Genomic DNA, 23,761 nt, shown 5'->3' on the forward strand with positions numbered 1-23,761 from the left:
TCCTACTGCACCAGCAGTTCTGCACTGGCCAGTACCGCAGTACAGGCCGCTTTGGCAATGGTAAGGCTGCGGTCACTGCTACAAGCGCCGCTGCAGGTGCTTAAGCGGGTGATCAGCGCATCCAGTTCAGCTTCAACATCGGCCGGCGATGCTGAGCTTGCCGGTGACAACGGCATTAACCGGTTAAGTAGCGGCTGCACAACCAACGGCCGGTTAGCCTGGCTGTAGGTGATAGCCGGGCTGGCACTAAAATCTGCCGCCGGGAACCAGCTTTGGCGCAAACTGGTATCTTCAATAGCGGCATTACAGTAAGCGATAGCTAACTGCGTGATCGCCATCTGCTGCGCCGAGACAAAGGTATCGATAGCCTCAGCTGCCGGTAACTGCCGCTGTATGGTCTGGTAAATGTCTGCTACCGCGCTTTGTTCTTGTGCTACGCCGGTCAGCGCGCTCATACTGGCATGAATTTCTGCAAAGGTTCTCAGGCCAATATCACTACTCTCTCTGGTGCTGGCGGTAATCTGTTGCACCGGCACACTGATGCCGGTGCGCACATTTTCCAGCTCGCCAATACGGCCGAACGATAAAAAGAACTCGTCGCTGGCCGCGCCTTGCTCAGCAGCAATAATAGTGCCCTGCGCCGACAACTCGGCCCCTTCTGACAGTGCCGTGCCGGATGCCAGGTTAAAACGTTGTTTTAGCCAGCTCTGGCCGGTTACCGCTTCTTGACCGTTAATGCCTATCGCCATGCCGCTAATCGTCAGTGCCTGTGGCAGGCTGCGCCCCTCCAGATTTACCAGATAAGGCGAGTTAAACAGATAAGAGTAATTATCAAACTGGGCTACCTCAAACACAATATAACTGTCGGGCAGGTTAATCAGCTCGCCAACGCCAAATAACAGGTAAAACTTCTGCCCGACACCAACAGTATAGTTTTGCTGAATTTGCGCCGCAGTTAAGGCTTTATTGTGAATAGCCAGCAAGCGCATGGTGCCCTGCCACTGGCGGTTGCCGTTGGCCTCGTTACCGACAATCAGCGCGTAGCTGTCGTCCCAGTTACGGATAGCCTCTGCGGTGTCGCGCACTGCGCTGTCCTGGCCGTTAATATAAATACGCCGGCCGTTTACCGGGTCTTGTGTCAGCACCACATGTTGCAATGTGGCCTGCAGCAGTTGATCGGCATCGGCTGTGCTTAATGCCGGCAAACCGGCAAAATCCGTGGCGGCTGAGCGCAGTAAAAAGTTGTAGTTGTACTGTGTCTGGCCCAGCGTAAAGTTGCGTTCGGTGCTGCTGCCAGCATAGCTGACAATAGCGGCAGGGCCTTGCTGCGTCACATTAGCCGGCACTACCCAGGCCTCTACCGTCATTTCACCGGTGGCGCTGATAAGCCGGGCCAGTTTGTTGCTATTTTGCGTGCTGGCCTGCGCCCGGCCGCTGTTAATCTGAATACCCCAGCCGGTTACCCAGCCAATATCACCCTGCAGGCTAAGGTTTGCCGCAGGCTCTACGCCCGAGGTGTCGTAGGCAATAGCGCCACTGCCAGCTTTAAACTGATAAAACGCAATCTGGTTAGCTTCAAAGCGGCCACCACTGGAGGCCACCACACCATCGTCCAGCCGTAAGGCCTTAGACGGCACCAGTGCCGGGTCCAGCTCGCTTAGCTCAACACTGTCGGCTATCTGGCGCACCGCAGCCAGCATAGTGGCCGCGTCATCATCACAGGTTGACCAGCAGTTATGAAACTCACCGGCCAGCCGGGCGACAAAGCGCGACAGTTCTGGGCTGTCGAGGTTAATCAGCTTACGGCTGGCCTGATAGGCCGCGGCCAGATCGCTGTCGGCAAAAAAGGGCGACTGGGTTTGTGCTGCATCCGGCGCATGGCAGTTTACACAGTGCTGGCGCAGCAGCGGATAAACCGAACCGCCAAACAAAGTAGCATCATCCGGCAAGGCTTTGCTGGCACCGGGCTCGCGCACCGGCGGCGCAACCAGGGTTACTGTAGCGCTTTGCGTGTCGGTGCTGTTAGCCCAGTTACGCACCCACTGCGCCATAGTGTCGGCACAGGCACTGTCGCTGGCCTGCCAGCAATTATGGCCACCGGCCAGTTTAGTTACCAGCAGCGATTGCGCCGGATCGGCCAGATTAACCAGCGGGGTGGCAGCAGCATAGGCCAGGTTAATATCGTCGTTACGGGCAAAAAATGGCGCGGTATTACCGGCAACATGACAGGCACCGCAGCGGTTACCGGCGGCGATATTATCCCACAGCGTAAGTTTAAACAGCTGGATATCAGCCGTTTGCGGTGCAGGCCCGGTGTAATTAACATTGTCTTCCTGTACCGGTGGTGGCGGGTTTTGCTCTACTTCTGCCCCACCGCAACCGGCTAACAACAGGCTTAACGCCAGTAATGGGAGTAAAAATAACTTCATCGGTTAGTCTCCCATACAATAAGTAGCGGTGTCGGCAAACACCTGTTTCAGGCGGTAACCGCCACTGCGAAAACTGTCGGTAATGCTGTGCAGTGCAGTCACATCACTGAGGTTTTCCGGCTCGCGCAGGCACACGGTACGAAATACCTTTTTTACCTGGCACTGAGCAAAAGCAGCGCTGTTGGCCAGCTCCTGACCCAGGCTTCTGGCGCCGTTACCTTCACCCGGCAGGCTGTTATCCCAGCCCAGCGCCTGGTTTTGCCCTTCGCGCCAGTAGTTAGTCCAGCTGTCATCCGGCGTGCGAAAGCCATAGGGAAAGGTACCGGCATTGATATGGTATTTGTTTTGAACCCGGCTTTGTGTGCTTTCATTTTGCGTGCCGCTTTGCTGATAAAAAACCCGGCCATTGCTGCCGCTTTCATCAGTAAACTGATAATCGTAATAGGCAAAGGCCTGTGCCAGTGGATCCATGCCAGCGTGGCAACCTACACAGCGGTTGTTAAAAATACGGCTGTCGCCACCTGGGCTGCGGCTGACATCCTGCCGGATGCGGTCGGTTGGCATGGCGATATCCTGCAGCGGCTCTAAGTCGGTGCACAGTTGGCTCATCAGCGTAAAACGGAACATCGCGCGGTTAGTACCCAGATAAAAAAACGCTTTGGCGGCGGCACGGCTGGTCATAACCCCCGCGGCTGCATCTGCCGGAATACCGTTTAACGTGCTTTGCGCCCTGGGCTGCAAGTGCTGGGCTAAATCGACGGCTTCGCGCTCCAGCGCCAGATAATGTTCATTATTGTTACTTTGATACGGCGGTAAACCCAGGCTGTCGGCACCGACATATAAAATGTCGGTTTGCAGCAACTGGCGAAAATCTACATCATCTCGCACCAGACCGATCACGGTGGCGCTGTAATCGTTCAGCGGTTCAAACACGTCCAGCTCGCGGTTGGTTGCTGCTGAGGCAAACAACTTCAGCGTTGTGCGGTAAAAATCCGGGTGCTGCATGGCCAGCTCCGCAGCTGCAGTGGCGTTACCGCCATCAATCAACGCCTGCATCTGGCTTAAAGTGGCCGCATCTGCCGGTATACCGGCAATACGGTCATGTAGCCTTTTTGCCTGCTCCAGTGAACCGGCCTGCGTCATTGCAGCAAAGAGCAAACTGCCGAACACCATTACTCTGACATAGCATAGATAACGCATTTTTATCACCTCCGGCTGTGTTATCAGCCCGGTAAAAATTCTACTGTCCACTGCGAACGGGTTAAAGCTACAGCTTCAGCACCAAAATTAACGGAACCTAATCTCAGCACCAACTGCCGCTCCAGTTTGCTGTCGTTCAGCTCACTTTGCACTATGGTCACTTCTGCCAGGCTACCGTCTGGCTTAATCACCAGCTCAAACACCACCTTGCCTTTTAGCAAAGGGTTAGCACGTAAAGCACGGCTGTACAGCGTGTACAGGCTGCTTTTATTCGCCTCCAGCACCCGGCGGATAGCGGCTTCTGAACGGCCCTGCCCGGCGCTGTTAGCGCTGGCATTGGCATTGCTGCGATTTTGCTGCTCAGCGCTGCCGGTGGCCGACAAACCCTTTAGTTCAGCTTCGGCCAACGCGGTAGTGCCGGTATCGGCCAGTTCAGAACGTGCTATATCGCCAGCCACCGCAGCAGCCTGCGCCGCAGCAAATTGTTTACTGGCGTCATTACGCAGTAGCTTACGATCTACCTGGGTAGCTTGTTGTTCACCGCTGCTTTTTACCTGTGGTGCGGTATTGTTCAGCTGAAAGCTTTGCCGCAGCTGTGCCAAATCATCTTTCATCGCCAGCAAACCGGCCTGTTGCGCCTGTTCACGCGCCCGTTGTGGGTCTGGCTTTACCGGTTCCGCGGCGGCAGGCACAGGTTCGGTTACCGCAACTGGCTCGGGTTTTGGCTGCGGCAAAGGTTCCTGTACCGGTGGCGGTTCTGGTGGCGGTGGGGCTTTGCGCTCTTCCAGCACAACCCGCGCCAGCTGCGGTGGTAATTGCTCCTGCACTTGCCGGCTACGCTCCGGCACTGTCAGCGCGGGTATCAGTACCGCAAATATCAGCCATAGCGCAAAACCCAGCCATAACAGCCGGTAAAAGCGCTTGTCTTCAAATTGCCAACTGCTGTCAGTCAGGATCGCTGCTGTCATGGCGCCTCCACAGCCGGTGCTATTGCTTCTACCGCCAGCGATAAATCGCGATATTCGGTAGCGGCACAAATGGCCATTAACCGACGCAGCAGCGCATAAGGCGTAGCAGCATCACCCAGTATCGTCAGCGCCCGGCCAACCGGCTGTTGCTCTGGCGCTAAAGGCCCGGCCCGGTTGGCCAGATAATTCAGCTCAGCAGTTAACGCCTCAGTAAGCTCAGGCAGCCAGTTGTTGCTGTCTTGCTGCCAATCGCCCTGCCACACCGGTTTACCCTGCACCAGCACACCGTTGGTGGTAATGGTTAACATCACTTTTTCGCTGGGTAACTGCTCAGATACTGAACGCGGTAAGTTGATCTCTTTATTGCTTTGCAGTACTTTAACTTCAGACTGGTTCACCATTAAAAAGAATACCAGTATGGTGAAAATATCCATCAGCGCGACCAGGTTCAGTTTACCAGCCTGCGCCAAACGTTGGTTCTGCCGCTCTAAGCGTTTGGCGCGAAATGACATTTTCATTCACTGCCCTCCGCTTTAGGTAACTCGCCCAGTGATATTTGCGGAAACAGTTCTGCATCAACCAACTGCGCAGCAACCACGGCTTTAAACGAGCGCACGGTATCCATCGCCGTTACCAGCGTCTGGTAGTCCAGCTCGTCGGGCGCCAGAATGGTAATATCTTGTTTTTCTATCTGTTTTTGTGCAAAAGTTAGCTTTAAATCCTGCAGGTACAGGCTAAGCGCGGCAAAATCTAAGCTGCCTTGTTCTGTCAGTTCAAATACCCGCAGCGGTTCACCCGCCGGATAATTCAGCCGTAGCCTGTCGGCATGAATTTCCAGTTCCAGTTGCTGCGGCTGTTCTTGCTCTTGCTGCAGTTGCTGTTCGCTTAATGGCGGCAGCTGAATATTCAGCACGCGAATTTGTGCAAACACCAGGCTTAGCAGCAATACCGGTACCAGCACGATCATCAGGTTCATAAAGGACGTGATATCAAGCTCGGCATCGGCAAGGGGTGCTTTACGCCGTTTTATCATCCGCGCCACCATCAGTTTGTTTGGCAATACTGTTCATCAGCTTAATACCAACCATTTCCATAGTATCGATAATGCTGGCTGTTTTGCCCTGCAGTAAGGCATGAACAAACACCAGCGGAATGGCGGTGATAAGGCCAAAGGCAGTGGTGTTCATCGCTACCGAAATACTCGATGACAACAAGCTGGCTTTTTCCGACGGGTCGGCATTGGCTACCGCCGAAAACGCGGCAATTAAGCCCATAATAGTACCCAGTAAGCCAAGTAACGTGGCTACGTTAGCCAGGGTGGCCAGAAACGGCGTGCGTTTTTGCAACCGCAGGCTGTATTCCAGTACCACCTCTTCCATCGCGTATTCCATATCTTCACGCTTGGACGATGAGCGCAACCGGTGTACGCCGCTGGCCAGCATAGCCAAAATTGGAGCGCTGCTGCTGGCTGCTAATTGTACAATGCGGCTGGTATCGGCCTGTGCAACTGCACTTTGTACCTGCGCCATAGCGCGCTGGTTTACGCCATATACACTGCGTAAAAACCACCAGCGTTCAACGGCAATAACGATGCCAAGCACCAGGATAAAAGCGATAGGGTAAATAAACACGCCGCCTTCCTGTAAAAACCGAACTATGCCGTTTAACAACTCCATGAAAAATGTCCTCTTATTGCTTTTGTGGATTAACTGTTGTGGTAGCCGCCGCGCCAGCCTGGTTGCCCTGCTGTACAGCGATAAAACGTAAAAATTGCTGCCGATCCAGTGGCGACAGTGCCGGTGCCTGCTGGGTTAATGGCTCGCCTGGAATGCGGATCAGGCTAACCGGGCTTTGCCATGGCAGCACATAAATGGTTTTTGGTTGTTCCTGATTACCACTAATAGTGCTTTCCACCTGTACCTGCTGCGTGCGCTGTTGCGCAAACAGACTAAAACTGGCAGATAACACTATGCTAACTAACACCAGCCTATTCATTAGCTGCCTCCTGATCCAGTTGTTGTTCCAGCAGTGCCAGCCAGACTTTCGCCTGCTCGTCTTGTGTCATGGCATAGTATTGCTGGTAGTGGTAATGCGCCGCTAACGGCTCGCCAAGGTACAACTCATATAAAAATGCCAGATTTTTATGCGCTATGGCGTAATCTGGTTGTGCCTGTAATGCCCGCTGAAAATGCCGCTCAGCCTGGCGAAAGTTACCTTGCTGGCGGGCCAAAATACCCAACAGGTTATGGCTGGCACTGTGCCCGGCAGAGGCATTCACCGCCTGTTGCAGGCTGCTTTGTGCTCCGGCAGCATCACCACCCTGCCACTGGCTTAACGCCAGGTTATACCAGATACCGGCAAAACTGCCTTGCTGCGCCGCCAGCGCGCTGAATAGTTTTTGTGCCGCACTGTATTGACCAGCGACTAACAACGCTTTGCTTTCGGCGAATTGTTGTTGCTGTAAGGCGCTTAACTGCGGTGCTGCAACCACCGGCTCTGCAGGAGGTGTGGGTACCGGCAACTGGCTGCAGGCGGCCATGCTGCTTAAGGTTGCAGCCAGCAAATACTTAACCAGAGCATGCTTAGCCAGAAAGTGTTTAGTCAGCGGCATCGGCTACCCCGGTATAGGCTTCGGTTTTATTAAATTTAGCCGGCAGCAACTGCGCCAGCCGGGTAAAGCTTTGCTGCACCCAACTGTCCCATACCTGCTGTTGGGTAAGGCGGGTATTTTGCTGATAAATAGCAATGGCTTGCTCTTCAAACGGAAAGGCCTGCTCTTCCAACAATAGCTCGTATTCTTCCAGTGCCAGCTCGTTCAGCCCTTTGGGCCGATCTGACTGCAGCAAAGCCGTGGCCATTTGCTGATATAACTCCGCTACTCTGAACTGAGCTTCACTAACCAGCGAGGCCACGCCGTAGCTAATGGCTTGCTCGTAATGTTTAATTGCGCTACTCATATGTTGGCGCTTTTTTTGTAAGCTTTGCCGCAGCGGATGGCTAAGCCTGATTACAGCAAATAAACTGCTTTCGTGCTGCCCCAGTTGCAGCAACGCCTGCGCCGCTAATTGCTGGGTACGCTCGTTTCCTTCGCCGGCAAACTGTTGCTCAAAGCTGGCAATTTTTTCCCGCCAGAAATTTTGCCGCGACAGATCCCGCTGCGCCTGATACAGCTGCACCAGCTGATAACGCGCTTCCTGCGCCAACAGATGCGGCTGCGGATAACGGTTGGCATAGCTGCGCCAGGCATCAAGCGCTTTGTCGTTACTGTTAGCGCGCTGATAATACTGTGCAGCCAGGTACAGGGCTTCGCGCTGTTGCTGCGCATCACCTTCGCTGCTCAGTGTTATTAGCTGAGCGGCGGCTTTGTCCCATTGCTCAGCTTGTTCGTAACTGTCCAGCAGCAGCGCTTTGGCGGCCACCGTGCGCTCGGTACCGGGATAACGCTGAATAAAAGCATTTAGCAGCGTAATTGCTGCCGGATAATCCCGGGCAGCAAGCTGTAATTCTATTTGCTGATAAGCCGCAGCTTCGTGATATTCCGACTGCGGCAACGCGCTTAACAAACGCTGTAAATGTGCCTGTACTGCTACTACAGGCGCGTCTTTTTGCTGTGCCTGCTGATAAATACTGGACGCCAGTTGTGCCGTTAACAGTTCGCGGCGATCTGCTGGCAAGGTTTGCTGCAATAGCACATTAATACTCTGCTCTGCAGCAGCATATTGCTTAAGCGCCAGCTCGCTCTGGCTTTGTAAAAACTGCGCTTCCTGCACTAATGCGCGCTGGCTCGGCGCAGCAGGGGCTGGTTCTGCTGAGTTTTTCATAGCTGAGCTTTGCCGGTTATCGCCCCAGTTAATCACATCCGCGCTGTGCAGCAGTACGGCCTGGTAATCCTGCTCGCTATAACGTTGTTGCAGCTGTTGCAACGCCACCTGCTGTGCGGCAGGGTGTTGGCGGTGCTGCGCCACAAAACGGCTTTGCTGTTGCCACAGAGCCAGTGCTGCGGCGTCACTTTGTGACGATAACTGCTCGCTGAGCAGTAACGCTTTATAAGCGGCATCCTGCGCACTAAACAAGCTGGCATCGGTTAACGGTGCCTGATAGCCAAGCCAGCTATAAAGCTCAAGCGCGGCATCATACTGGCCAGCACCGGCATAAGACTCTGCCAGCAGGTAGCTTATGTCTGCCTGAGAGTAGCGGGTATCCGCCTGCGGGTAAGCGCTGTTTGGCATTTGCTGCAGTACTGTCAGCATGGCTTGCCAAAGCGGTATGGCTGCAGCAAAGCCGGTTATTCTTTCCTCGCCCTGCAATGCCGTGGCGCGGGCATAATGGGCGCGGGCAAAGTAATCCAGATACCGAAGCAATAATGGCTGCACCTGCGCCAGCTCGGCGCTGCGGGCCTGCTGCCAGAATGCTGAACCCGGCCCAAACAGGCTGATATATTCCTGCTGCGCGCTAAGGGCTAAATCAGCATCACCGGACGCCAGATAATGCTCAATCAGCAGCAACTGAAATTCTGCTGCAGTGATGGTTGCCGGGTAATCTTGAATAAACAGCCGGTAACTTTGCAGGCTTTCGCTCAGCAATTGTTTTTCTGCTAAAAAACGTGCCAACGTCTGATACAGCTCGGCCACATACACTACAGAGCGTTCGCCACTGCGATAAGGCACCCGTTGCAACAGTGCCTGCAGGCTTTGCCCCTGTTGCTGGTAACTCAGTGAAATGCTTAAGGTGCGCAGTACTTCACTGCGCAGGCTTTGCTGTGGCTGGGTGTTTTCTGTCAGCAGTAATTCAGTGTAGGTATCATCCAGCAGATGCAAAAACTGCTCATCGGCCTGTTCAAACTGCTGCAATTTAAAGTAACTCCAGCCAGCCATATAACGGGCGTGCTGCTTTAAGCTCGGGTCGGTGCCGTTCAGCACAGCTAAATAGGCAGATAAGGCGGCCTCGTAATCAGCAAAGCTGTAATGAATATCGGCTTTACGAAACCATACTTCGCTGGCAAAGGGTGAAGATGGGTAATCGCGCAGCAAAATATCCAACTGTTGCAGGCAGGCGTTTTGCTCAGCCAACAAATCGTAACTGCGCGCCAGCTGATAGCGGATCAGCTCGTTGTTTGGCTCTTGCGGATAATCACGCAGCAGCTGCTCGTAGCGCTGTACCAAAGCACGCAGTGCAGTTTGCTCCTGTGCCGTTGGCAGCTCAGATTGCTCCAGTTGGCTGGTGTGCATTTGCGATAAGCGATACAAAATACGCTTACGCGTTTGCTCGGCTGGCTGCATGCTGAGTATTTGCTGGTATATCAGATCCAGTTGTTGCTCGCTTACGCTAAGATCAGCAGACAGCATGCTGCGATCAAACGCCGGTAAATCCGCCAGCCGCGGCCGTTTGTTTTGCTCGGGCACTGAACTACAGCTTTGCAGCAGTAAACTGCAAGCTGCGGCCAGCACACTAATGCGTAACAGGCTCATGGCTGGCCTCCGCTGTTAGCGGCACGCTTTAGCAATACCAGTTCCATCACCCGGGCCAGTGATTCTTTATTGTGCCGCTGCAACTGTTGCAACCGCGCGATATCTTGCTGGCGGTGCTGTTGTAACTGCTGATTCAGCTGCGCCAGTAACTGCTGTTGCTGGCTTAACAGCGCCAGGTTCAACTGTTGCTGCTGCGCACTTAATTCGGTTAAGCGTTGCTGTTGCCGACGCAACCGGTCAGTTTGTGTGCCTTGCCGGCGCAGTGCCTGTAAGCGGTTATCCAGCTCGGTAAGCGCCGTGCTGATTTGCTGCTGCAACCGGCTAAACTGATAGTGTTGCGCGGCGCTATCTTCGTAATATTGCCACTGTAATAAACCACGCAGCCTTGTCAGGCGCTGGCTGTAAGTATCAGCCTGCGCTGGCGGTAACTGCTGTAAATGCTGCTCAGCACGCTGCAGCCGGCTTAACTGCTGGTGCAGGTTGCCCTGTGTCAGAGCCAGCGGCAGGTTATTGTCAGTTAATGCGCTGATTTGCTGCTGTACTGCCGCAAACTCACCCTGCAATTGCTGGCGCCGTGCACTAAGCTGTGGCAACTGGCTGCTGAGTAATTGTTGTTGCTGGTTTAACTTAAACTCAGCCGTTTGCTGCAGGCTAGTCAGCCGTTGCTGGCGCTCTGGTGCAGCCGTAAGCTGTTGCTGTAGCGCAATAATATCCTGCTGTAGCCGGTACAGATTGTTGTCGTTAGTTAACTGTAATTGCTGCCACTGGCTGGCACCTTGTACCACTTGCTGCACCTGAAGCGGATTCGCCTGCTGATTAATTAGCTGGTATTGCTGCTGATAGTAATTGTCAGCCCAGTTGTAAGCGGCCAGTGCATCATCGGGTTGTAATGCCCGCTCTAACTGCTCACCGATGCGGGTTGCCGCTTGCCAGGCTGTGTTGCTAAACGGTTGCTGGCGGATCTGCTGCTGTAATACCGCCAGCAAAGCCGGAATATGCCGCTGCTCAGTAAGAATATAGCTATATAGCTCCAGCGCATTGCTGCTAAGCACACTGTCGCGGCCAAAGTTAGCCAGAATAGCATCGGCTGCGGCATAATCCTGCAGCTGAATATGCAACTGGGCCTGAGTAAGCTGCAGGTAATCATCCAGAGCCTGCTTTTCGTCATCAGGATAAACAAAACCATCAGGCCGGCTGAGTAAACTCCAGCGCCCGGAAAATAGCTGCTGCCAGAAGCCCTGCTCAGCTGGCGTGACAAATTGCTGCTGCAACCCGGCCAGCCAGTTAAGCGCCTGTTGTGGCTGCTGCTTTGCCAGCACCAGCGCCTGATTACTGATGACATAAGGCATTTCTGGCTGATCTGCCAGTGAGACAAAATCCGGCTGTGGCGGCACACTGATATCCGGCCAGTGAATAAGCTGGCTTAGCAGTTGCTGCTGGCCGCGCCAGGCACCATCGGCGGTAATATTAACCTGCTCCAGATAATGGCGGGCAGCGGTTTTTTTGCCCAGTTCCAGCTGGTAGCGGGCAAACTGCAATAAGGCAATATTTTTCAGAGCCTGAGGTACGGCGTTATCATCTGCAGGTTGTGCCAGCACCTGCTCCAGCGCAGTAGCAGCATGTTCAGGCATAGCCAGCTGTAAGTACAAACCGGCTTCCAGCAAGCGGGTGCGGCCATCCTGCTGCGGCGCCAGTTGTAGCGACTCCAGCGCGCTGGCTGGTTGTTGCTGATAAAAAGCCCACGCCGCCTGGCGATAATGCTTTTCGCTAAGCGATACCGGTTCTGCTATCACAAAAACAGATAGCAATAACAGGCTGACGGGCACTATCAGTCGTTTGACCATGGCTGCACAATAAATTCAGGTTGATAATCACTGCTGCGATCTTTTACCTGTAACTCCAGCAATACGGCATCTTCTGCTTTATTAAAGCGGTAACTTACTGCGCGGCGGTAGTCGCGATTGTCCGGCCCTTTGCCAACAAATACGGCCGTCAGGTTATGCTCTCCGGCCTTAACATTGCCTTTATACAATGGTTGGATCGCGCCACGTTTTAGCGCATCCCACTGCTGGGCAGTGTATAAATGGCCCTCTACCGGTTTGTCATTCAGCATTAACTCAACACTGTCGAGCTGGAAAAACTGGCCGCTGTCTACCGACAAAAACACGGCAAGCTGGGTTTGCGGAGGAAATAACAACTCTTCTTCGAGCAAAAACAGCTCACGGTTTAACTGAATAACCTGCTGTTTCAGCTGCTCCAACTGATCGCTGGCGGGCGTATTGGCACCTGCCTGGGCGCTTAGCAACAGCAAACAACTTAGTAGTAGCGCTCTCATTATTTTGTCCTGTTAAAAAGTAAGCCCGGTTAAAAATAAACACTAAAAAACGCCCGCAACACATTGGCGTCCAGCCGGTACAGTGGCTCCAGGCCAACGTCGGTGTCGGTGGCGGTTACATCACGAAAATTGTTATAGCTAAAGCGGATGTGGTCCCACTGCAGGTTAAATTCGGGTTTGGCCAGTGGCCAAAAGTCCCAGCCCGGCAGGCGGTAACTGGCACCTACGCCAAAAGTCCAGTTGGTAAAGTCGCTCAGCTCTTTGTCACGCGCCATAAAGTTTTGCTGGCTGGCAAAATCAAATAAGTCACGGTAAAACTCGGCCTGGCTTTGGCTGTACCAGCGTATTTTTGCGTCCAGCGTCCAGCGCTGGCTAAACGGGTGCACATATTCCAGCTCGGCATCCAATGCGCGGATATCCCAGCTGTCCTGATAATGGCGCAGGTTAAAGCTAAGTGCAGCGCGATAGGGCAAATACACTTTGTTTACCACGGCAACTGCCAGTGAATTACGGGTAGAGGGATACACCTCGCTTTGATATCCATAGCCGAGCGGCTCGGTATTATCACGGTAACGCACACTGCGATAAGGGTTATTTAAAAAGCCTTCGTCTAAATCAACCTGCACATTCAGGGCGCTGATCCAGCTGCTGCTTAGCACCTGGGTCCAGCCCAGTTTGTAGTTGTAGCGTTTTACGCTTTCGCTAAAACTTTCATCGCCGTTGCGGCCGACGTCGTCATCGCCAAGGCCAGCCTCCAGGCTAAGGGTGGTCATGCCACCAAAAGTATCGTGCGCTATGGCAAAAGACACTGATTTAGCCTTGTAGTCGTCTTCGTCGCTTTGGGCGTAGTTGGCGCTTAAAATGCTGTTGCCTGCCAGATAATCAATGCCAACACGCTTTTCATGGCGTGTTTCGCTATAAGCCGAGGCCGTGGCGACTACATCGATAGAAGCACCCGATACGGTATCTATATAGTAATAGGCCGATAACGACACCGCCTGACCGGCTTTTTTACGCAGCATTACCGCCGGGCCATCAATAGACACACCACCGCCCTGATAGCTGTGGTACATCAGATCAGCCCTGTCATCCGGCAATACAGCCGCCTGCGCTACTGAGCACATAAAGCACAACAGCGCCAACAGCCTAGTTACAGCCACAACCACCACCTCCGCTGCCATTTGCACCTTTGGCGGCTTCACGCGAATCCTGCACGTGGGCGACATGCTGCAGTGCTACCGGATGGCGGCCAAACGCCATGATCGGATCGGCCAGCTTGTCGCGCTCGTAGGGTTTTACCCAGGGCTCCATACCGGCACAGCCACTGAGTAACAGCAGCACCGCTGCGGTGCTTAGCAGATGTTTATTCACGTAATAAACCTTTGATGTCGTCTTCATATTTCTTTTCATACCCCGGCTTATATCCACGGTGCACACTGCGCACCTTACCGTCTTTATCCAGTATTACGGTGGTGGGCATCGCCTCTACGCGATAATCTTTCGACACACTGTTATCCACATCAAACAGAATAGGAAACGCCACCTGCACCTTGCTCAGGTAGGCTTTGGCGGCGGAGCTGTCGTTTTCGACATTCACGCCCCAAACCTGCACCCCCAGCATCTGGTATTTTTGCGCCAGTTTGTCCAGCGCCGGCATTTCCTGAATACAGGGGCCGCACCAACTGGCCCAGAAGTTAATTAGCATAATGTCGCCACGTTGCTCAGCTAAACGCAGGTTATTGCCATCCAGTGCCTTCAAGGTGAAATCGGGTGCGGTTTGCGCCTGCACCGTAGCTGACAAACCCAGTGCCAGTAGCAGCATGCTGCTTCGTATTAATCGCTTCATTACTACCTCTGTATCAACAACTAGAAATACACCGCTACACCCAGTGCCAGGCTAAGGTTGTGTGTGGTTTTGCTGCGTGCCAGTATGGTGGTTTCAAAAATATAATCGCTAAAGGTCAACTCAAGCGCCAACCAGTCTGTGGCGTATAGTCTGAACTGGCTGCCCAGTTGCAGCGCAAATACCTTATCTCCGGCAAAATCGACATTGCCCCCACCGGCAAATACCGACAAGCCGCTGTTCATCGCGTAGTTACGGTTTAAAAACACTTCGCCCGGTAATAACATATAACCGACATGTGCGCCGTAATAACGCCACTCGCGTTCGCTGTCGGTCAGTAATGGCGCCGCGCCGCTCAGCTCCTCAAACGAGGTGCGCCCAGCTTTAGCCATGGCGTACTCAGCGCTCAGGTAAAAGTCTTCGTTAATGTGATAACTAAGCTGCAATGCCCCCAGTGCACTGCTGCCAAAATCTTCAATATTGATCATGCCGCCACGCAGGCCCAGCAACCAGTTTTCGCTATCCAGTACGTTTTCGCTGATACTGCTTTGGTTGATATCCGGCTCAACCTGCTGTGCATAAGCCAGAGCGGGTGCCAGACCCAGCACTAAAAAAATACGCTGAAACCAAGTTTCCATGTGTCTATCTCTTCGTTGTCATTGCGATCGGTAACGATAATACTGCGCCGGTAACCGGCACGGGCGATAAAATTACGGCTAAGGTAATAACGTACCCCCAACTCAGCACTGGCCAGGCTGTTATTACGATCCGGCGTTTGCACCAGCACGGTTCGCGGCGTGGTACGCAGCACACCACCGCCAATGCCAAAATAAGGTGACCAGCGCCAGTGTGGCATCGGGCTTAAATACACGCTTAGCTCGGCTGACAGGTTATCAGCCTGATCGCCATTAGCCTGCCCTACCGCCAGCTCGGTTTGCACATAGGGGCTAAACAAATACGCCAGCGACAGCTGATAAAAACTGCTGCCGTTAAAGTCGCCAAACATAAAGCCCGCTTCAAGCGAGCGCTGCTCGTACTGTGCTATACGATTATCTGATACCGTAAATGTTTGTTGTTGTAGCGTAACCAATTGTGTCAGGTCAGCTCGCGCCAGCCAGTACTGCTGTTGTTTAAACTCTACCTGTACCCAGTCGGTGCGGCGTTTATTGAGTACTAAAGCCTCACCTTTAATGGCTACCTGCACGATGGGGTAACCGCGGCCAGGGCCGGAATGCAAATTGACAAAATCTCCGCTTACTTTAACAGCGACTGTTTCAGCCATTAACTGCAGGCTTAATACACTAAGAAGTAACATTAATAGCCGTATCATTTATTGCTCCGGCACGGCAAAAGGCGAGTTGTAGTACTGCGCACCAATATCCAGCCAGTCGGCTAGCAGTTTAAGCTCGGCGGCGGTTAAATAACCCTGATGGCTACCAGTATTACCAAATAAACTGAAAAATGCGCCACTGCCCACAGCGCTGCCAGCGCGCAGGGTTGGTGTAACCGCCACTGTTACCATCACATGAATGGGATTGCCGTTGTCATCAAGTACCAGATTGCCGGTGCCGTCGGTAACAAACAGCAAATTACCGTCAGCATCGGTAGCCTGCACCAGGCGATCAACCAGTACTGCACCCACCAGCTCCTGCTCGTTATCGGCACTTAACAGTTCGCGGTAACTGCGATAATGCTCAGGCTCCAAATCTGATGGCTCTGCATCCAGTTCCAGTTGCGCTAAAGGCACACGGCTGTTGTCGTTAGCATCGGTTCTGCTATGGCAATTGACACAGGTATGATCGGCAATCAGTTCGTTAGTGTCTGGGTCAAAGCGGCGCCGATCTTGCTGCCACAGTGGCTGAATATGGGTTGGGTAATCTATGCGTAACCGGCAACTGGCCAGCCACTGCGAAAAGCACTCCAGCCCGGCAGGTAAGGTTGTAGTCAAATCCTGCAGACTGATCTGCACAGCGACATCTGGCGCACGCCTGGCCGGATCGGTCCAGATATCTAAATATTGCAATGCTTCGCTAAGCTCTGGTATGCCATTTAACCTGGCTGCAGTTTGCGCCATGGTTTCCCCGGGCTGCGCCAGCAATTGCGGATTGGCATTAGGGAATGCAGCCAAATCTGGTGAGCCGGCATTAGCACTTTGCGCTTCACCTTCGCCGTTTACTCTGCCATGCGGCGCTGTGCTTTGTGGCGTATGGCAACCATTGCAGCTAAGCGTTTCGCCGGGGCGCAGTGTTATCCATTGCTGGTGCAATGCAGAAACAGCCTGGCCTTCGCCATTAAGCACCGCCAGATTAAACGGCACATTGGCCGGTACTTTTACCTGCACAGAGCCATCGGGCTCAATGGCGACAGTACCCAGAATTTCCCGCATCAGCTGACGGCGGCTAACGCCAAAAGCAAAGTCTGGTGTGTCCAGCACTTCTTCTGGCGGCAAAGGCACCCCGCGTACTAACCGTAAAAACCGCGCCGGGCGCTGCGTAGCAGTGCTTTGCATCGGATCAGACAGCAGGGCAATATCCACCTCAGCCACACCGGCAAAATCATATACGCTACGAATATCCAGCACGGCGGCATTTTGCGCCGCCAGCTCTGCATCCAGCAATGGATTTGCCGGTAAAAAAGCGCCGGCAGTGTAAGGTTGCAACACGACAGGCTCTGTTACCAATACCCCTTCCTGGCCGGGCCGCACCGGCACCTGAGTTTGCTTTTGTGTATCAAACAGCCATAAACCGTATAAAGGTTCTGCCAGTTCCAGATCGGCATCTTCTGCTACCTGAGCACAGCTTAAGATGGCTTCTTCCTGTATCACACGACACGGAGACCAACTCACCAGATAACGGCCAGTGCCATCTTTCAGAGCAGCGTAGCTATTAACTGCCCCGGCACGCTCGGCGCGGCCGGTATTATCAAACGCCCAGGCAAATAATGGTGTCTGCGCTGGCATATTCAGTGTTTCACCTGCCAGTGCTTGCTCATTGTCACTGGCAAGGTCAAGCGCCACACGTTGTGGCCAGCTGTTGTAATAAGGTGCATCAACCCCGGCCAGAGCCAGAGACACAGCGCCATCATCCAGCACTATCGCCTTAGCAAACTCCACTGCCGATTGCTCCGCCCCGCTGTTATGCGAATGCCAGCCATACACCAGTTGGTTTTCGCTGCCATCGGGCTGCATACGATACCAGTTAAGCATCGAACGATCGCTCTGGTTGTCCCAGCGACTATACAAAATATGGCCATCGTCCAGCACTACCGGATAAAGGTCGTGGCTCAGGTTAAAACTCAGTTGGGTAATATTGCTGCCATCGGCATTCATAACATGCAGGTTAAACGCGGATGAATTTACGTCTTCATCCAACGCCGTATATTGCGGCTTGAACTCATCTAATAAAATTTGCCGGGAAATAATCTGCCTGGTCGAACTGAAAATAATACGGCCATCAGGTAAAAAAGCCGGGCTGATATCATGGCCGCGCTGTGCCAGTTGTGTATCTGCAATTAACGGGCTAACCGTTTTACTGGTAACGTCATAGCGCCATAATTCCCACTTCGGCTGCAGCTCATCGGCAACATTGGGTATTTGCGGCGCGCGCAGGGCAAACAACAAGGTTGTGCCATCGGGCGAAGCTGCTAAATCTTTTACATCGTATAGGGAATTTTCGGTAAACAGGCTGGCAGTAAGATCGGTTTCAGCCGACTGGGCAAACGCATTTTGCTTAAGTACTAACCGTGCACCGGGATTAAATGCTGAAGGGTCAAATAAATTGCTTTGATAGCGTTCATCGTCAACCAGTAACGGGCGTTCAACAAAAGCGAGGGCAATTTCCTGCACTACCGGGTCGGTGGGTTCATCCTGTACGCTGATATCTGCTTTGCATGCTACAAGTACAATACAAACTGCGATAAGGCATAGCCTTGTTATTATTATCATTATTCTGATACCGGCTACCGTTTACTGCTTGTTTACGTTTTGGGAGCAACAAAACTGGCTAAGTCAACAGCTTATCGCTGCATGAACAACAGAGCAAGTTAAAATTTATCACAAAAAAAGCCAGCTTAAGCTGGCTTTATTAACGGCAGATGAACACGACTTATAAGTCGGCTTCAAACGCTTCTGGTATGCTTTCTTCAATCGGTTTTTCACCCGGTTTTAACAACAGGCGCGAACGCAGCTCTTTTTCAATTTCGTCGGCAACAGGTTGGTTGTCTGCCAAAAACTTCATTGCATTTGCCTTACCCTGGCCAATTTTATTGCCCTGATACGCATACCAGGCACCGGCTTTGTCTACTAAACCCTGGGCTACACCCAAATCAATCAGTTCGCCCAGCTTATTAATGCCGGCACCGTACTGAATAATAAACTCGGCTTGTTTAAATGGCGGCGCCACTTTGTTTTTCACCACTTTAACGCGGGTTTCGTTACCGGTAATTTCATCACCATCTTTTACTGAGCCGATACGGCGGATATCTAAGCGCACAGAAGCGTAGAATTTCAGCGCATTACCACCGGTAGTGGTTTCCGGGTTACCAAACATTACACCGATTTTCATGCGGATTTGGTTGATAAAAATACACAAAGTATTAGAGCGTTTAATATTACCGGTTAGCTTACGCAATGCCTGTGACATTAAGCGGGCTTGCAGGCCCATATGGCTGTCGCCCATGTCGCCTTCAATTTCAGCTTTTGGCGTTAACGCCGCTACCGAGTCGACTACCACAACATCTACTGCGGCAGAGCGCACTAACATGTCACAAATTTCCAGCGCCTGTTCACCGGTATCCGGTTGCGACACCAGCAGGTCTTCTACCTTAACACCCAGCTTTTTGGCATAAACCGGGTCCAGCGCGTGCTCGGCATCGATAAAAGCACAGGTTTTACCGGCCTTTTGCGCTTCGGCAATAACCTGTAAGGTTAAGGTGGTTTTACCGGACGACTCCGGGCCATAAATTTCAACAATACGGCCATATGGTAAACCGCCGATACCCAGTGCAATATCCAGCCCCAGCGAACCGGTAGATACAGCAGCGATATCCAGCGCGGTGCTATCACCCAAACGCATAATAGAACCTTTACCGAACTGACGTTCAATTTGACCTAAGGCGGCAGCGAGCGCTTTTTGTTTGTTGTCGTCCATTTTTATATCCATGGTTGAGCCGGGCTTGCCGGACAATTAACACTGTATGCTCGTACAGTAGTCTAGTTTACTAAAGCTGTCAACAGCTCAATGCTTTGTTTGAGGGCGTAATCGATGGCTTGCTGGCGTACTTGCTGGCGATCACCGGCAAATACCAAATGGCTGCTGGCTACATTACCATTAAGGTAAAAGCCAAAACACACAGTGCCCACCGGCTTATATACCGAGCCGCCATCCGGACCGGCAATACCAGACACAGCAATAGCCATATTCGCATTAGCAGCTTTGGCAGCGCCTTCGGCCATTTCACGCACAGTCTCTTCACTTACGGCACCAAACTGTAGCAAAGTTGCGCTGCGCACAGCCAGTAATTGCTGCTTGGCTTTGTTGCTATAGGTAATAAAACCGCGGTCAACATAAGCTGAGCTGCCGGGTACTGCGGTTAACCAGTAACCTATACCACCGCCGGTACAGGATTCAGCAGTAGTGATAGTCCATTTTTTCTGCACCAGTAACTGCCCAAGCTGTGCTGCCAGTGTCATACTGTCTGCGGTCGCCATAATTCACCTACATCGTAATAAGTGCCTGCTATTATGCCGCCAGAACCGAAAACGGAGCAAGTACCGCTTGGCCGCGCTGTAAAACAGCCAGCCTTCCAGCTATATTTTTCGCCAAAAAAAATGTAACGCATTACATTCAAGACTAGCCAGCCATACCAGACTAAATTGGCCTGGTTAGCGGCTAATTATGGCGCAGCACTGCAGCAAATATCGAGTTTTTGCACTAAAAAAGCGCCGTCTGTTTATCGAATTGCTCTTTTATTTTGTAGCTGTTTGCACTATAACAGCAAACGCAATGATATCGGTTACATTGAAACAGTGCCTATAACAACAATCACTGCAACAAGAGGAGAACGACCTTGAAAATCAGACACCAACTTTATGCCCTGCTGCTAACGCTTGGTAGCTTTGGCGCACTCGCCGCGGATAATCAGTTAACCGCACAAGAGCAACAGGATGGCTGGCAACTGTTATTTAATGGCAAAGACCTGTCGCAGTGGCGTAACTTTAAACAGGAAGGATTAAGCGATAAGTGGGTCATTGAAGATGGCGCTATTAAGTTAAGCGGCAAAGGCGGCGGCGACATTCTGACTAAAGCCCAATATCAGGATTTTGACTTGAAGCTGGATTGGAAAATTGCCGAAGGTGGTAATAGCGGCATTTTTATTCTGGCAGATGAAGCTGGCAGCCAGATTTACTCACATGCCCCGGAAATTCAGATCCTTGATAACGAACGCCACCCCGACAATAAACTGGCAAGCCATTTATCCGGTTCTTTATACGACATGATCGCCTCGCCTGCGGCTTCGCACAAAATAGCCGGTGAGTGGAATCAGGTACGCATCCGGCTGGAGAAAAACCAGTTAACCATTTGGCAGAACGATGTGCAGGCAGTACAAGTGGAGCTCCACAGCCCACAGTGGCAGCAACTGGTGGCCGCAAGCAAATTTGCCAACTGGCAAGGGTTTGCCGCTAACAGCAACGGCCATATTGGTTTGCAGGATCACGGCGATGTGGTGTGGTTTAAAAATCTGAAAATTAAAGAGCTAAACTGATGAAAGATTTTGCTTATGACGTTTTGGTTGTCGGCTCGGGCGCCGGTGGCGCCATGGCCGCTTATGAGTTAACCCGGCAAGGCCACAAAGTGCTGCTACTGGAAGCTGGCCGCAATTACGACCCTAAAACAGAAACTCCGATGTTCAGGCCCAACTCAGCCGCACCGTTGATGGGCACCTCCACACCAGATAAAGACTTTGGTTTTTATGATTCCACCGTAGACGGTGGCTGGCAGGTACCAAACGAACCCTATACCACAGCCGAAGGCTCGGACTTTTTATGGTGGCGTGCCCGTATGCTGGGTGGCCGTACCAACCACTGGGGCCGCTATTCGCTGCGTTTTAGCGAGCATGATTTTAAAGGCAAGAGCCGCGATGGCCTGGGCGCCGACTGGCCCTTTAATTATGACGACATTGCCCCCTGGTACGACAAAACCGAAGCTTTAGTAGGCGTTTGCGGTACCAATACCGGCCTGGATGATATGCCACCATCACCGGAAGGTGTGTTACAGCCGCCACCCGCACCACGGGTACCTGAATTACTGATAGCTGCTGCGGCAAAAAAACACGGTATTACAGCAGTACCGATGCACCGCGCCGTGCTGACCAAACCGCTGGATAACCGCGCGGCCTGTTTTTATGCTACCCCCTGCGGCCATGGCTGCTCTATCGGGGCCGCTTTTCAAACCACTACGTCACTGCTGCCAATGGCACAGGCAACCGGTAATCTACGGATAATCACCGACGCTATGGTTAAAGCTGTTACCGTTGATGCACAAGGTAAGGTTACCGGCATCAGCTATATCGACAAAAAAACCACTACTGAACAGCAACTCAGTGCAAAAGTGGTTATTCTGGCAGCCAGTGCCTGTGAATCAGCGCGCATTTTGCTCAATTCAAAAAGCGACAGTCATCCCAACGGTCTGGCCAATTCCAGCGGCCAGGTTGGCCGCAACCTGATGGACTCCACCGGCGCTGGCCTGTCAGCACTGGTACCGGCACTAATGGACCGGCCGCGCTATAACGAAGACGGCCACACTGCCAACCACCTGTTTATTCCCTGGTGGGGCCACAAAGCGCAGGCCAATAAAGAATTGGATTTCCCGCGTGGCTATCACTTTGAACTTGGCGGCCGCTTCGGTGAACCAGGCGCTTATGTCAGCGGTAATCTGCAAGGTTACGGCACATCACTAAAACAGCAGGTTCGCGCCCATTACGGCTCTTACGTTTCATTTGCACTACGCGGTGAAATGCTGCCAAACGAACATTGCTATATGGATATAGATCCACAGGTAACAGACAAATGGGGTATTCCGGTGGCACGTTTTCATTGGAAATGGTCCGAGCACGAGCTTAAACAAGTCGAGCATGGCCTGAAAACCGCCAAAGCCATTTTGGAAACGATGGGCGCGACAGTTAACGAGTTACCTTCAGCCGAAGATGCCATTAGAAAAGGCGGCGAAATTATTCACGAAGTGGGCACCACACGGATGGGCAGTTCAAGCAAAGACTCGGTAACTAATCAATGGGGACAAAGCTGGGATTGCCCGAACTTGTTTGTCATGGACGGCGGCGTTTTTGCCTCCAACCCACATAAAAACTGCACCCTGACCATTATGACACTGGCAATGCGTAACAGCGCCTGGCTGGCAGATCAATTAACAGCGGGGAAACTGTAATGCAAAAACCAACCATAATGCCGAACCCAAACACCACTGAGCACGCCGACGGCCTGACACCGGCTTACACCAACCATTTAAGCCGGCGTGATTCGTTAAAACTGCTGGCCGCACTGGCTGCAAGTGCGATGTTGCCTGCCCTGGCTGGTTGTGAGCCAACACCAGCGGCAAAAACAGCCAGCGGCACGACAAGCGCAGAACACTGGCCAGAACTGAAGCTGCAACCGATCACCGCCAAGGGTTACGGTAAAGATCCCAATCTGATTATGCCACCCGAAGCGCCCTGGCCTTTAACCTTAACAGCTGCACAATTATCACTGGTAGCTTTGTTGTCTGACATTATCGTGCCGCAGGAAGGCCAATCGCCGTCGGCTTCTGCAGTGCAGGTGCCAACGGTGATCGATGAATGGGTTAGCGCGCCTTATCCCAGTCAGCAGCGGGACAGGCTGACTATTCTATCGGCACTGGCCTGGCTGGACGATGAAGCGGCTCTGCGCTTCGCCAAGCCGTTTACCGCACTTGGCACAACGCAACAACTGGCAATTATTGACGATATTGCCTACGACAACGAGCAAACCCCACAACAGTTCCAGCGTATTGTCAAAGCCTTCGCCCGGCTGCGCAATCTGGTACTGGCGGCCTATTTCTGTACACCGGAAGGCATTAAAGATATTGGCTATCTGGGTAATGTTCCCATCGCCGGCGCCTACCCCGGCCCCACGCCAGAGGCATACAGCCACTTAAACAAAACACTGACAGAACTGGGGTTGAGTGACTTTGCTTATCCGGTAAGTTAAACCTTAACCAGCATTTGCTTATTAAGCTCCCTGATCGCAGATCCAGGGAGCTTTTTTATTTTCGTGCTGTAGTGTCGCAAGTGAATAGTCTGTAGTTATCACCTGAGCCAAAAAACACTTGTACCTGGAAGTTAATTTAGATTTATTTAAATAATCGTAGCCAAACTACGATAATTGAAACTTTTCTAAATATCCACCGCCTGTACCCGACGATCACACGCACTAAAAAACTTCTGTTATAATCCCCGGCTTTATCATCGCTAACGGCCGCGGATAAGAA

The 23,761-nt window shown here is 52.5% G+C and carries 22 protein-coding genes; 3 read left to right on the forward strand and 19 right to left on the reverse strand.

Features of this window, described 5'->3' with window-relative positions:
- Window positions 1–2: 2 nt before the first annotated feature.
- The 19 genes from MJX74_RS11745 to MJX74_RS11835 form a co-directional block, all read right to left on the reverse strand.
- The gene (locus tag MJX74_RS11745) at window positions 3–2,429 is read right to left on the reverse strand and encodes a LamG domain-containing protein (RefSeq protein WP_240223034.1); all 2,427 of its coding nucleotides are present in this window, start codon (window positions 2,427–2,429) and stop codon (window positions 3–5) included.
- Window positions 2,430–2,432: 3 nt separating this feature from the next.
- Complete coding sequence (locus tag MJX74_RS11750) at window positions 2,433–3,629, reverse strand: hypothetical protein (RefSeq protein WP_240223035.1); 1,197 nt, start codon at window positions 3,627–3,629, stop codon at window positions 2,433–2,435.
- Between the two features lie 23 nt (window positions 3,630–3,652).
- A complete protein-coding gene (locus tag MJX74_RS11755) occupies window positions 3,653–4,597 on the reverse strand; it encodes an AgmX/PglI C-terminal domain-containing protein (RefSeq protein WP_240223036.1) in 945 nt (314 codons plus the stop codon).
- The gene (locus tag MJX74_RS11760) at window positions 4,594–5,115 is read right to left on the reverse strand and encodes an ExbD/TolR family protein (protein ID WP_240223037.1); all 522 of its coding nucleotides are present in this window, start codon (window positions 5,113–5,115) and stop codon (window positions 4,594–4,596) included. The genes MJX74_RS11755 and MJX74_RS11760 overlap by 4 nt, the downstream gene beginning before the upstream one ends.
- Window positions 5,112–5,630 carry a biopolymer transporter ExbD gene (locus MJX74_RS11765; RefSeq protein WP_240223038.1) on the reverse strand — a complete coding sequence of 173 codons (519 nt, stop codon included), beginning with the start codon at window positions 5,628–5,630 and terminating at the stop codon, window positions 5,112–5,114. Before MJX74_RS11765 ends, MJX74_RS11760 begins: the two co-directional genes overlap by 4 nt.
- Window positions 5,614–6,273, reverse strand: coding sequence for a MotA/TolQ/ExbB proton channel family protein (locus tag MJX74_RS11770; protein WP_240223039.1), 660 nt, complete (start codon window positions 6,271–6,273; stop codon window positions 5,614–5,616). The genes MJX74_RS11765 and MJX74_RS11770 overlap by 17 nt, the downstream gene beginning before the upstream one ends.
- A 13-nt stretch (window positions 6,274–6,286) precedes the next feature.
- On the reverse strand, window positions 6,287–6,592 hold the full coding sequence (locus tag MJX74_RS11775) for a hypothetical protein (RefSeq protein WP_240223040.1): 306 nt from the start codon (window positions 6,590–6,592) through the stop codon (window positions 6,287–6,289).
- Window positions 6,585–7,208, reverse strand: a complete 624-nt coding sequence (locus MJX74_RS11780) for a tetratricopeptide repeat protein (protein WP_240223041.1) — start codon at window positions 7,206–7,208, stop codon at window positions 6,585–6,587. The genes MJX74_RS11775 and MJX74_RS11780 overlap by 8 nt, the downstream gene beginning before the upstream one ends.
- Window positions 7,195–10,065 carry a tetratricopeptide repeat protein gene (locus tag MJX74_RS11785; protein WP_240223042.1) on the reverse strand — a complete coding sequence of 957 codons (2,871 nt, stop codon included), beginning with the start codon at window positions 10,063–10,065 and terminating at the stop codon, window positions 7,195–7,197. The genes MJX74_RS11780 and MJX74_RS11785 overlap by 14 nt, the downstream gene beginning before the upstream one ends.
- Window positions 10,062–11,909, reverse strand: a complete 1,848-nt coding sequence (locus MJX74_RS11790) for a hypothetical protein (RefSeq protein WP_240223043.1) — start codon at window positions 11,907–11,909, stop codon at window positions 10,062–10,064. The genes MJX74_RS11785 and MJX74_RS11790 overlap by 4 nt, the downstream gene beginning before the upstream one ends.
- Window positions 11,894–12,400, reverse strand: a complete 507-nt coding sequence (locus MJX74_RS11795) for an AraC family transcriptional regulator (protein ID WP_068229223.1) — start codon at window positions 12,398–12,400, stop codon at window positions 11,894–11,896. Before MJX74_RS11795 ends, MJX74_RS11790 begins: the two co-directional genes overlap by 16 nt.
- Window positions 12,401–12,429: 29 nt before the next feature.
- On the reverse strand, window positions 12,430–13,560 hold the full coding sequence (locus MJX74_RS11800) for a DUF3570 domain-containing protein (protein WP_240223044.1): 1,131 nt from the start codon (window positions 13,558–13,560) through the stop codon (window positions 12,430–12,432).
- Window positions 13,547–13,771: a DUF4266 domain-containing protein gene (locus MJX74_RS11805; protein WP_240223045.1), complete on the reverse strand. Its 225-nt coding sequence runs from the start codon at window positions 13,769–13,771 to the stop codon at window positions 13,547–13,549. The genes MJX74_RS11800 and MJX74_RS11805 overlap by 14 nt, the downstream gene beginning before the upstream one ends.
- The gene (locus MJX74_RS11810) at window positions 13,764–14,246 is read right to left on the reverse strand and encodes a TlpA family protein disulfide reductase (RefSeq protein ID WP_240223046.1); all 483 of its coding nucleotides are present in this window, start codon (window positions 14,244–14,246) and stop codon (window positions 13,764–13,766) included. The genes MJX74_RS11805 and MJX74_RS11810 overlap by 8 nt, the downstream gene beginning before the upstream one ends.
- A 20-nt stretch (window positions 14,247–14,266) precedes the next feature.
- Window positions 14,267–14,881 (reverse strand): outer membrane beta-barrel domain-containing protein, encoded by a 615-nt coding sequence (locus tag MJX74_RS11815; protein WP_240223047.1) that lies wholly within the window; start codon window positions 14,879–14,881, stop codon window positions 14,267–14,269.
- Window positions 14,851–15,573: an outer membrane beta-barrel protein gene (locus MJX74_RS11820; protein WP_240223048.1), complete on the reverse strand. Its 723-nt coding sequence runs from the start codon at window positions 15,571–15,573 to the stop codon at window positions 14,851–14,853. The genes MJX74_RS11815 and MJX74_RS11820 overlap by 31 nt, the downstream gene beginning before the upstream one ends.
- A complete protein-coding gene (locus MJX74_RS11825; RefSeq protein WP_240223049.1) occupies window positions 15,574–18,186 on the reverse strand; it encodes an HzsA-related protein in 2,613 nt (870 codons plus the stop codon).
- 160 nt (window positions 18,187–18,346) lie between these two features.
- A complete protein-coding gene (recA, locus tag MJX74_RS11830) occupies window positions 18,347–19,390 on the reverse strand; it encodes a recombinase RecA (protein WP_240223326.1) in 1,044 nt (347 codons plus the stop codon).
- Between the two features lie 62 nt (window positions 19,391–19,452).
- On the reverse strand, window positions 19,453–19,950 hold the full coding sequence (locus MJX74_RS11835; protein ID WP_275692769.1) for a CinA family protein: 498 nt from the start codon (window positions 19,948–19,950) through the stop codon (window positions 19,453–19,455).
- A 359-nt stretch (window positions 19,951–20,309) separates the two neighbouring features.
- Between MJX74_RS11835 and MJX74_RS11840 the strand changes: the two genes are divergently transcribed.
- Genes MJX74_RS11840 through MJX74_RS11850 form a run of 3 tightly spaced genes read left to right on the forward strand, consistent with a single transcriptional unit; the run spans window position 20,310 to window position 23,481 of the window.
- Window positions 20,310–21,005: a 3-keto-disaccharide hydrolase gene (locus tag MJX74_RS11840; protein WP_240223050.1), complete on the forward strand. Its 696-nt coding sequence runs from the start codon at window positions 20,310–20,312 to the stop codon at window positions 21,003–21,005.
- Window positions 21,005–22,684: a GMC family oxidoreductase gene (locus MJX74_RS11845; protein ID WP_240223051.1), complete on the forward strand. Its 1,680-nt coding sequence runs from the start codon at window positions 21,005–21,007 to the stop codon at window positions 22,682–22,684. The genes MJX74_RS11840 and MJX74_RS11845 overlap by 1 nt, the downstream gene beginning before the upstream one ends.
- The gene (locus MJX74_RS11850; protein ID WP_240223052.1) at window positions 22,684–23,481 is read left to right on the forward strand and encodes a gluconate 2-dehydrogenase subunit 3 family protein; all 798 of its coding nucleotides are present in this window, start codon (window positions 22,684–22,686) and stop codon (window positions 23,479–23,481) included. The genes MJX74_RS11845 and MJX74_RS11850 overlap by 1 nt, the downstream gene beginning before the upstream one ends.
- The last annotated feature ends 280 nt before the right edge of the window (window positions 23,482–23,761 follow it).

The organism is Rheinheimera hassiensis, from assembly GCF_022436675.1.
GTDB lineage: Bacteria > Pseudomonadota > Gammaproteobacteria > Enterobacterales > Alteromonadaceae > Alishewanella > Alishewanella hassiensis.

Bases quoted from the DNA above. Each gene is read 5' to 3' on its own strand.
- MJX74_RS11745 (WP_240223034.1), bottom strand. From the start codon at position 2,429: ATGAAGTTATTTTTACTCCCATTACTGGCGTTAAGCCTGTTGTTAGCC.
- MJX74_RS11750 (WP_240223035.1), bottom strand. From the start codon at position 3,629: ATGCGTTATCTATGCTATGTCAGAGTAATGGTGTTCGGCAGTTTGCTC.
- MJX74_RS11755 (WP_240223036.1), bottom strand. From the start codon at position 4,597: ATGACAGCAGCGATCCTGACTGACAGCAGTTGGCAATTTGAAGACAAG.
- MJX74_RS11760 (WP_240223037.1), bottom strand. From the start codon at position 5,115: ATGAAAATGTCATTTCGCGCCAAACGCTTAGAGCGGCAGAACCAACGT.
- MJX74_RS11765 (WP_240223038.1), bottom strand. From the start codon at position 5,630: ATGATAAAACGGCGTAAAGCACCCCTTGCCGATGCCGAGCTTGATATC.
- MJX74_RS11770 (WP_240223039.1), bottom strand. From the start codon at position 6,273: ATGGAGTTGTTAAACGGCATAGTTCGGTTTTTACAGGAAGGCGGCGTG.
- MJX74_RS11775 (WP_240223040.1), bottom strand. From the start codon at position 6,592: ATGAATAGGCTGGTGTTAGTTAGCATAGTGTTATCTGCCAGTTTTAGT.
- MJX74_RS11780 (WP_240223041.1), bottom strand. From the start codon at position 7,208: ATGCCGCTGACTAAACACTTTCTGGCTAAGCATGCTCTGGTTAAGTAT.
- MJX74_RS11785 (WP_240223042.1), bottom strand. From the start codon at position 10,065: ATGAGCCTGTTACGCATTAGTGTGCTGGCCGCAGCTTGCAGTTTACTG.
- MJX74_RS11790 (WP_240223043.1), bottom strand. From the start codon at position 11,909: ATGGTCAAACGACTGATAGTGCCCGTCAGCCTGTTATTGCTATCTGTT.
- MJX74_RS11795 (WP_068229223.1), bottom strand. From the start codon at position 12,400: ATGAGAGCGCTACTACTAAGTTGTTTGCTGTTGCTAAGCGCCCAGGCA.
- MJX74_RS11810 (WP_240223046.1), bottom strand. From the start codon at position 14,246: ATGAAGCGATTAATACGAAGCAGCATGCTGCTACTGGCACTGGGTTTG.
- MJX74_RS11815 (WP_240223047.1), bottom strand. From the start codon at position 14,881: ATGGAAACTTGGTTTCAGCGTATTTTTTTAGTGCTGGGTCTGGCACCC.
- MJX74_RS11820 (WP_240223048.1), bottom strand. From the start codon at position 15,573: ATGATACGGCTATTAATGTTACTTCTTAGTGTATTAAGCCTGCAGTTA.
- MJX74_RS11825 (WP_240223049.1), bottom strand. From the start codon at position 18,186: ATGATAATAATAACAAGGCTATGCCTTATCGCAGTTTGTATTGTACTT.
- recA (WP_240223326.1), bottom strand. From the start codon at position 19,390: ATGGACGACAACAAACAAAAAGCGCTCGCTGCCGCCTTAGGTCAAATT.
- MJX74_RS11835 (WP_275692769.1), bottom strand. From the start codon at position 19,950: ATGGCGACCGCAGACAGTATGACACTGGCAGCACAGCTTGGGCAGTTA.
- MJX74_RS11845 (WP_240223051.1), top strand. From the start codon at position 21,005: ATGAAAGATTTTGCTTATGACGTTTTGGTTGTCGGCTCGGGCGCCGGT.
- MJX74_RS11850 (WP_240223052.1), top strand. From the start codon at position 22,684: ATGCAAAAACCAACCATAATGCCGAACCCAAACACCACTGAGCACGCC.